The sequence below is a fragment of the uncultured Methanobrevibacter sp. genome, assembly GCF_902771435.1.
In the GTDB taxonomy this organism is placed as follows: domain Archaea; phylum Methanobacteriota; class Methanobacteria; order Methanobacteriales; family Methanobacteriaceae; genus Methanocatella.
Genome location: NZ_CACXXB010000044.1, coordinates 1 through 8,650 on the forward strand (window position 1 = coordinate 1; position 8,650 = coordinate 8,650).

General features: G+C 35.3%; 7 protein-coding genes. 4 read left to right on the forward strand and 3 right to left on the reverse strand.

From position 1 onward, the window contains the following. From QZU83_RS09295 to QZU83_RS09310, 4 genes are all read left to right on the forward strand, one after another. Positions 1 to 252: DHH family phosphoesterase (locus tag QZU83_RS09295; RefSeq protein WP_295611698.1), on the forward strand; the 252-nt coding region annotated here is incomplete at its 5' end. 1 nt (position 253) lies between these two features. Continuing rightward, positions 254 to 1,441, forward strand: a complete 1,188-nt coding sequence (locus QZU83_RS09300; RefSeq protein ID WP_295611700.1) for an aconitase X catalytic domain-containing protein — start codon at positions 254 to 256, stop codon at positions 1,439 to 1,441. 50 nt (positions 1,442 to 1,491) lie between these two features. After that, positions 1,492 to 3,021, forward strand: a complete 1,530-nt coding sequence (locus QZU83_RS09305; RefSeq protein WP_295611703.1) for a Mur ligase family protein — start codon at positions 1,492 to 1,494, stop codon at positions 3,019 to 3,021. Between the two features lie 276 nt (positions 3,022 to 3,297). After that, complete coding sequence (locus QZU83_RS09310) at positions 3,298 to 5,619, forward strand: DEAD/DEAH box helicase (protein WP_295611705.1); 2,322 nt, start codon at positions 3,298 to 3,300, stop codon at positions 5,617 to 5,619. Here the strand turns inward: QZU83_RS09310 and QZU83_RS09315 are convergent. The 3 genes from QZU83_RS09315 to hisI are packed head-to-tail and all read right to left on the reverse strand — an operon-like array spanning position 5,616 to position 8,622. After that, positions 5,616 to 6,365 (reverse strand): sugar phosphate isomerase/epimerase, encoded by a 750-nt coding sequence (locus QZU83_RS09315; RefSeq protein WP_295611708.1) that lies wholly within the window; start codon positions 6,363 to 6,365, stop codon positions 5,616 to 5,618. The genes QZU83_RS09310 and QZU83_RS09315 overlap by 4 nt on opposite strands. Before the next feature lie 9 nt (positions 6,366 to 6,374). Further along, on the reverse strand, positions 6,375 to 8,216 hold the full coding sequence (locus QZU83_RS09320; protein WP_295611710.1) for a PINc/VapC family ATPase: 1,842 nt from the start codon (positions 8,214 to 8,216) through the stop codon (positions 6,375 to 6,377). A gap of 1 nt (position 8,217) precedes the next feature. Continuing rightward, the gene (gene hisI / locus QZU83_RS09325) at positions 8,218 to 8,622 is read right to left on the reverse strand and encodes a phosphoribosyl-AMP cyclohydrolase (RefSeq protein ID WP_292609076.1); all 405 of its coding nucleotides are present in this window, start codon (positions 8,620 to 8,622) and stop codon (positions 8,218 to 8,220) included. Positions 8,623 to 8,650 lie beyond the last annotated feature (28 nt).

Here is an 8,650-nt window from a genome sequence, read left to right on the forward strand (position 1 = left end):
TTGGATAATTCTAAACCTGTAATTGGAATGTCAAGACTCCATAATGATATTAAAATTTCTGGTAGAACAACAAGAGAAATGGTTAGCAAAGGTGTAGATTTGGGCAGTGCCCTTAGAGACTCTTCCAACAATTTCGGAGGCCAAGGCGGAGGCCACGATATTGCTGCTGGAGCCATGATTCCATTTGAAAGCAAAGATAATTTCTTACACCTTGTTAATGAAATGGTTGAATATCAATTAAGTAATGATTAATATGTTTTTAACAAAAAAAGAACAACAGATGTGTGATGGAGAGTTTGGAGAAACTATTAGAAAAAGCATGGATATATTGGTTGCTTTAGGAGATATCTATGGTGCTTCAAAATTAGTGGATATTACATCTGCACAAGTTTCCGGTGTTTCCTACAAAACTATTGGTGAAGCTGGTTTAGAGTACTTGCAAGACTTGGCCGGTGATGGTTTAGGTGTAGCAAGTGTAAACGCATCTTTAAACCCTCCTGGAACTGATTTGGATAATTGGGAAAAACTTGGTTTTCCCCGTGATTTTGCAATAAAACAAAATCAGATTGTAGATGCTTATGGAGAACTTGGAATAGCAAAAACCTGTACATGCACTCCTTATCTGGTTGGAAATGTTCCTAGATTTAAAGATCATATTTCATGGTCTGAATCATCTGCCGTTGCATATGGTAATTCTGTAATCGGTGCAAGAACCAACCGTGAAGGCGGGCCTGCCGCACTTGCTGCAGCAATCGTTGGAAAAACTCCATTATATGGTTTCCATTTGGAGGAAAACAGGAAAGCTAATTTGGTTGTTAATGTTACAACCGAGTTAAAAGGCGCTGACTTTGGTGCATTAGGTTATATTATCGGTAAGGTTGTAGGTGGAGGAGTTCCATTATTCAAGCTTCAAAATGTTCCAAACAACAATGATTTAAAAACTTTAGGAGCAGCACTTGCTTCATCAGGTTCTGTAGCGTTATATCACGTTAAGGATGTTACTCCCGAAGCGGATGTTGCAGGTGAGGAAGAAGTTGAAGATATAATGTTTATATCCGATAAGGAAATTCTTGAAACTCGTGAAAAATTAACTACAACTGACAGGGAACCTGATTTGATTTGTTTAGGTTGTCCTCATGCATCTTTGGAAGAGATTAAACAGGTAGCTAACATTGTTCAAGGAAAAACTATTAAAAATAAATTATGGATTTGTACATCAGTTAGTGTTAAAGCAACTGCAGATAGGATGGGATATACCAAAACTATTGAGGATGCAGGCGGTAATGTTGTCTGCGATACTTGTATGGTTGTAGCACCTATTGAAGAGATGGGCTTTGAAGTAATTGGTGTAAATTCAGCAAAAGCAGCAAACTATGTTCCATCTATGTGTGGATTGGATGTTGTTTATGGAGACTTAGAAAATCTTGTTCGCTTTGAATAGATTTTCTCAACTATTCTTTTTTTAATTTAATATTATTGGAAGTAAAAAATATGGATGAATCTGACTTTGGAAAAGACACCACTTTCGGAGTGATTGGTGTTTGCGGTGCTAATGGCAATTTGATTGCAAGAATCCTTAAGGAAAGAGGATTCAATGTCATTGGAACTGATATTTCACAAAAACAGGATTGCAGATTTGCAAGTGCTCTCGAAGGTTATGACATTGAAGTTTTCTATGGTGAAACTCCAGATGAATTTTTCGAAAAGTCAGATTATATAATTCCGCCTGCCAGTTTATCTAAAGATTCCAAAGTTTACAAAAGAATCAATAAACCAGTTTTACAATTAACTGATGTTATAGAAATTTTTAAAGCAGATAAACCGGTATTTGGAATAACAGGTACCAACGGTAAAACAACCACAACAACTTTACTTAAAAAAATCGCTGAAGACAATGGGATAAATCCATGTAAACATAATCTGGAAGGAATGCAGGGGAATGCAGAATTCATTCCGATTTTACAATCTAGATTGGAAGCTGATGTTGGAATTCTGGAAGTGGGAACCTTCGGTGTTCCAGGTACTGTTGGAAGAATTGTGAAAAATACCGAAATGGGCTGTGGTTTGATTACAAACATCACTCCTGATCATTTAAAGGATTTAGGCAGCTTTATGGATTATGCTCGTGTAAAAGGTGAATTGATTGAAGAGTTAAATGGCAAAAAGATTATTGTCAATGGTCATGACCCGACAGTCATGGGACTTTTAAGGCAACTGAACTATGATGGTGAAGTGATTACTTTTGGTGTTGATGAAACTCCTGACTCAATCGGTTTAAAGGAATGTGTCTGCGGTAATGAAATCACCGTTAAGGAAATTATTTCAGGTTGCGGTTATTACTTTTGTAAATGTGGCCTAACAACTCCTCAAGTGGACTACATTGCAACAAATGTGGATTTGAATAATAGGACTTTTGATTTGCACACTCCTGAAGGAAAATTAACTGTTAAGATGGCAATTGATGGGCTTCATAATGTATATAATGTTACTGGCGTAATTATTGCAGCTCACGAATTTTTAGGGTTGCCGTTTAATAAGATATTAAAACCAATATCCACCTTTACAGGTGTGGAAGGAAGAATGGAAAAAGTTGATTCGATTGACGGCAAAACTGTTTATGTAGATTATGCTCATAATCCTGCCGGCGTTCAGACTGTTTTAAAGGAATTTCAAAAGTTGTTTGGAGAGTTTACAACAGTCATTACAATATCTTCCGAGTCAGGCTATTCTAGTGACTTGAATATTTTTAATAGCGTACTGAAATTTTCAAGATTTGTAGTTCCGGCATCTCCAGTATCTCAAAAGATAGCCATTGAAAAATTGAATGAAAATTCAAGACTCAATGACCGGATATTCTTAAACCACATGAGTGAATTTAAAAAAGACGGTACACTTGGTGCAGATAAGGATGATGTCGCAGATGGTATTAAAAAGGCACTAAATTTGGATTGTGAAATGATAGTGGCCATCGGTGAGGCAGCTACCAAGTTTAAATCTGTTATTCATGATTTTAAAGAATAGTTAATCTATTCTATAATTCGTAATTTTTTTCATTGGGCTTGAAATCAGGTCTTTTTTCAGCATATCAATGTTTTTATTTTAAACTATTTTTTTCTATTTGAAGTTATTTTTGTAATGTCTGACAAGTTTTGTAAAGGAATGTTAATGTTGTGGCCTTTTAGTAACTGCTATTACTTTTCAGATGCTCTCTCTTAATGTTTATAAATATTCAAAAAAATAATATGTAGTAGGGTTATTGGTAGATTTAAAAATTTGTTTTGTTTAGAGGGCTTTGTTATGACTAGTTATATTAATCATCCTTTACTTAAAAAAGATGCAATTGAATCAAGACTTTATCAGCAGATTCTAGCTGGGGATGTGCTGAAAAAAGGAAATACCATGGTTGTAGCACCTACTGCATTAGGTAAAACAATAGTGGCAATATTGGTTGCAGCTGACAGGTTGAATAAAGTCAAAAATTCCAAAGTCCTTGTTTTGGCACCTTCCAAACCTTTAGCCATTCAGCATGAAGACAGCTTTAAAGAATTTTTAACCCTTCCGTGCACTTCTATAACAGGAGCTATTAAAACCGATGAACGTGTTAAAAGATGGGAGGAATCCAGAATTATTTGTGCCACACCTCAAACAGTCGAATCTGACTTATTGAATGGCCGTTATGATTTAAGCAGTGTTTCCCTGATTGTTTTTGATGAATGCCACCATGGTGTTGGATCTTATTCATATGTTTATTTGGCATCTAGATATGTTCGAGAATCCAAATTTAATTTAATATTGGGTTTGACAGCTTCTCCGGGTTCAGATAAGTCAAAAATTAATGAAGTTTGCAAAAATCTCTATATTCAAAACATCGTTGTTAAGACAGAAGAGGACAGTGATGTTAAACCATATTTTAATCCGGTTGAAATTGACTGGGTTAGAATTAAGATGAGTGAAGAATTGGAAAAAATTAAAACCAATGTTAATAAGGCGTTAAAGATTAGGCTTAAAGCTTTAAAAAATATGGGTGTTATCAAAACGGTTTCTGTTGGAAAAACTGATATTTTAAAAGCTAGAGGCAGAATTCAAGGTGAAATTGCCAGAACAACAAACCCTGATAAGGATTTGTTTCAGGCCATTTCAATATTGAGTGCAGTTATTAATCTGCAGCATGCCGAGGAGTTAATTGAAACTCAAGGCGTATCCACTTTCAATAAATATGTTGCAAGGTTACGTAAAAAGAAAACCAAAGCTGCAAAGTCATTGATGTGGGATGATAATTTTTCCCGAGCAGTTAAACTTGCAAGAACTGCTGAAAAAAATGGTTTGGAGCATCCAAAATTAAGAGAACTTTCAAAAATTCTTAAAAAGGAACTTGGATCTGGGGATGGTCAAACTAAACTTCAATCAACAAGATTTGCAGAGAATGAAGATGACACTTCTTCTAAAATTATTGTTTTTACTCAATATAGGGATACCCTTGAAATGATTCACCAAAAGCTTGAAAATGAAGGAATTAAATCCGCTAAATTCTTTGGCCAGGCAGCAAAAGACGGTGAAAAGGGTCTAACTCAAAAACAACAAAAAGCTATTATTAAATCATTTAGAATGGGCGAATATGATGTTCTTTTATCAACCAGTGTTGCCGAAGAGGGTATTGATATTCCTGCCGTCGATTTGGTTATATTATATGAACCAGTTCCTTCTGAAGTTAGGATGATTCAAAGAAGAGGTAGAACAGGTCGTAAAAGAACTGGCCGTGTCAAAGTTTTGGTAACAAACGGAACACGGGACGAAGGTTATTACTGGTCTTCCATTAATAAAGAACAGCGCATGAAAAATCAATTAATTGATGAGGATGTTTTAAGAGAATTAAATCAATCTGCAGTTCAAAGAATGGAAAACGAAAAGAAAGTTAAAGTTATTGACAAGCCCGAAAAAGAAAATGATTTCCCTGTTGTTTATGCAGATTCTCGTGAAGGAAATTCAAAGGTAATTAGGCATTTGACCGAAATGGAAATGGATGTTAAAATCCAATCAATGGCCGTTGCGGATTATCAGGTTAGTGATGAGGTGGCTATTGAAAGAAAAACCACTAAGGATTTTGTAGATTCACTTATTGACAAAAGATTATTTAAGCAGGCTCGTGAATTGTCTGAAGAATTTAAAAAGCCTTTACTAATTCTTGAAGGTGATGACTTATACGCAGGTATGGTCAATGCTAATGCAATTAGAGGGTCTATTGCATCTATTGCACTGGATTTTGGAATTAGTATTATTCCTACTCGTAATGCTCAGGATACTGCAGCAATGATTAAAAGAATTGCAATACGTGAACAGAATGGAGAACATACTCCAGTTCAAATTAGAACAGATAAAAAACCTGTTAGTTTGCTTGAGCAACAATTGTTCATTATAGAATCCTTGCCTAATATTGGTCCCGTTAATGCTAAAGCTTTACTGGAACATTTTGGTACTGTGGGCAATGTAATTAATGCTTCTGAAAAAGACCTCCAGGAAGTTGAGGGAATCGGTAAAAAAACAGCTGAAACTATTAGAAGCGTTATAGATTCAAAATATCTGTATTTTAAAAAAGAGATTAAAGAAAGAAAACTTCTCTAGAAGTTTTTCTTCATATATTCATTACTTTTTTTAATGGAATCGTAATCATTTACTTCGAGTATGTAGATGCCATCATAATTTTTTGACTCAAGAGTGTTGATGATGTATTTTAAATCAATAGAGCCTTCACCTAATGGCAGGTGTGTGTCATCATCACCTAAATTATCGTGCACATGTACGTGTTTTATGGAATCAAAAATCATCTCGTCTGGAGCATATCCTACATGGTTTGCATGTCCAATGTCCAAAGTCATATACATCTCATTTTCTACAAGCATTTGATTCAAATCAACAATATTCTGATAAATCATTGATTCGAAATTGGGCATATTTTCGATTGTTGCTAAAACACCTAAATCTTTGGCATAATCTCCAATTTCTTTAATTGAATCATTTGCAAACTCATAAACTTCTTTTTTAAAATATTTGTTTGCTAAAAATGAAATTAGTCCAGGATGAACCACTACGGCTTCAGCATCTATTTCATTTGCCAAATCAATTGAAGATTTAATCTGGGCTATTGAATTTAATCTGCTCTGGTCTTGCGGGCTGGCAATATTAACGTCCATGAACGGAGCATGAATTGAATACTTTAAATTATAACTTTCCAATATCTCAGAATCTATAAATTCTGCAGGGTATTGATGTACAAGCTCTGCATATTCAATACCTAATGATTCAATGAAATCTAATGTTTTTTCCAGTTCGAATTCTATGCCTGCAAGTGTTGATGCTCCAATTTTCATGTTAGTCTCCTATTTTCTTATGGCAGTAATTTCCAATCCCATTTCAATGGCTTCAATAATGAAATCAGAAAGATCTATTCCTTTTTTGATTTTAATTTCACCTTTTTTGGATGTGGTTGCGGTTAATAGGTATTCTCCATTTATATAAATGTCAAAATTATCTCTTCCATTGTCTTTTCCCAATTCCAAAATCAACTGATTTCTTGTATGGGTAATATCGATTTCAAATGGGGCCTTATTCACAGGTTTTTCTTCAATTATTTCCACTCCAAGACTTATGCCAATACTTTCTTCAATCTCGGCAATTCTTTTCCCGTTTTTACCGATGATTTTCGGAATGAAGTCTTCGGGAATGTAAATATTTGCTCTGTTTGGTGATATTACTTCAACATCAACTTTTGCCTTTTTTGGAAGAATCCTTTTAATTTTTCTTAAAATTTCCTTTTCGGCAATCTTGTCGACAGCTGATTTGTGAGTTTCATTCTGGCCGGTTCCATTAACCAAATCCATGTCCATTACAATGGTCTGTTCACCGTAGGTATAAATTTCGTTTTTTAAATCTCCAGTTTCAAAGTCACGAACTTCAATGACTGGTCTTGCAAGATCAGCTTCCTTCATTCCGGTTGGAACTTTGACGGTCATTTTTGTTTCATAAACATGAGTGACTTTACCGTTTTCAATGTAAATGCTTGTATCGACAATGGATGGAATTACACCCAGTTCCACTCTTGAAGCAATTCTCTGTATTGCGTCAATAGGTCTTGTTGCATGGACAACACCAATCATTCCAACACCTGCCAACCTCATATCGGCAAAAATGCTGAAGTCAGTATTTTTTCTAAGTTCATCATAGATGGTGTAATCAGGTCTTACAAGCAACAATACATCAGCAGTATTTTCCATGCTGCCTTCTAATGGACTGTATTGGGTAATATCATCGGGCAATTGCAAGTCTCTTGGAGATTCCATTGTTTTTACAATTTTATTTAATTTTGATGAATAGTATTTTGCAATGGCCTGTACGAATGTGGACTTACCTGCTCCTGGGGAACCTGAAATCAGGATTCCTTCGGCATTGGTTCTGATTCTTTCAAGCAATTTGTCGGATAAGTGATATTCCTCCAGACTTATATTGGCAACAGGTCTTACAACAGTAATTTCCAAACCTTCGGAAAATGGTGGATAAGCTATTGAAATTCTGTATTCTCTTGATTGAACGACAAATGAGCCTTCCTTTGATGATTCCAAATATGTTTTTGAATCGCTTTTTGCCTTATCAAGAATTTCATCTACAATTTCATGAAGTTGTGAGTAGGAATAAGGCTTGTCATCAAGTTTTACAAAATCAATATGGCCTGGTGTTCCTTTCTTGGCCATCGGACAAACGTTTTCTTTCAAATGTATTGACATTGTATTTTCATCAAAGAAGCTTTCAATTGAGAGAGCTTTTTCAATGTATTTCTGTTCAAAATAGTAAACTGGAATTCCCTGAGCTTTTGCTGTTTCGGCTTGCACCTTGTCATTTGTAAGCAATGTTCCCATTTCGGATCTTGCCAAATCTCTTATGATGCTGTCAATTTCACCGCTTTTAGCATATTTTATATCGTAGTTGGTTGGACGCTTGCCTTTAAAATCAATTGCCAATTCTCCTTCATATTGCATGCGTTGCAATTTTTGAAGTTCCTTTAAGCCCTTATGACCTTCACTTCTATTGGCATTGGCTTGATGTTCAAGTTCGCATACAACTGCTTCAGGCACGATGATTTCTGGATAATCAAGGTCTTCCTTTTCGACAATTTCACTTATTGCGCCTATAATGACAGCACTTGTATCTGGGATAATTCGTTTCATCTTAATACACTTCGTCAGGGTTTACGAGTCTTTCCAGGATAATTTCCAAATCATCTTCTTTTAAATCTTCAATGTCGACATTTTCAGTATTTAATTTTCTAAAGAAACATGAAAGATAGCCTTCGTGGCATGCTGCTCCTGTTTGTTTTATTTTTAAAACGATTGCATCCATATCACAGTCAACAAGAATCTCCTTAACTTCCTGGAAGTGTCCTGAGCTTTCTCCTTTCAACCATATTTTGTTTCTTGAAGTGCTCCAGTAATGGGCTTTGCCTGTTTCAATTGTTTTTTGGAGCGCTTCCTTATTCATGTTTGCCAACATTAGAATTTGATTTGTGTCTGCATCTTGGGCTACTGCTGTAATGACCTTTTGGCCATTGATTTCATGTCTAAAGTTAATTTCCATTTTATTCACCTTTGATATGATTTACGAT

What these genes read in the sequence shown, in the direction of transcription:
- QZU83_RS09300 (WP_295611700.1), top strand. Translation starts at nt 254, where the DNA reads ATGTTTTTAACAAAAAAAGAACAACAGATGTGTGATGGAGAGTTTGGA.
- QZU83_RS09305 (WP_295611703.1), top strand. Translation starts at nt 1,492, where the DNA reads ATGGATGAATCTGACTTTGGAAAAGACACCACTTTCGGAGTGATTGGT.
- QZU83_RS09310 (WP_295611705.1), top strand. Translation starts at nt 3,298, where the DNA reads ATGACTAGTTATATTAATCATCCTTTACTTAAAAAAGATGCAATTGAA.
- QZU83_RS09315 (WP_295611708.1), bottom strand. Translation starts at nt 6,365, where the DNA reads ATGAAAATTGGAGCATCAACACTTGCAGGCATAGAATTCGAACTGGAA.
- QZU83_RS09320 (WP_295611710.1), bottom strand. Translation starts at nt 8,216, where the DNA reads ATGAAACGAATTATCCCAGATACAAGTGCTGTCATTATAGGCGCAATA.
- hisI (WP_292609076.1), bottom strand. Translation starts at nt 8,622, where the DNA reads ATGGAAATTAACTTTAGACATGAAATCAATGGCCAAAAGGTCATTACA.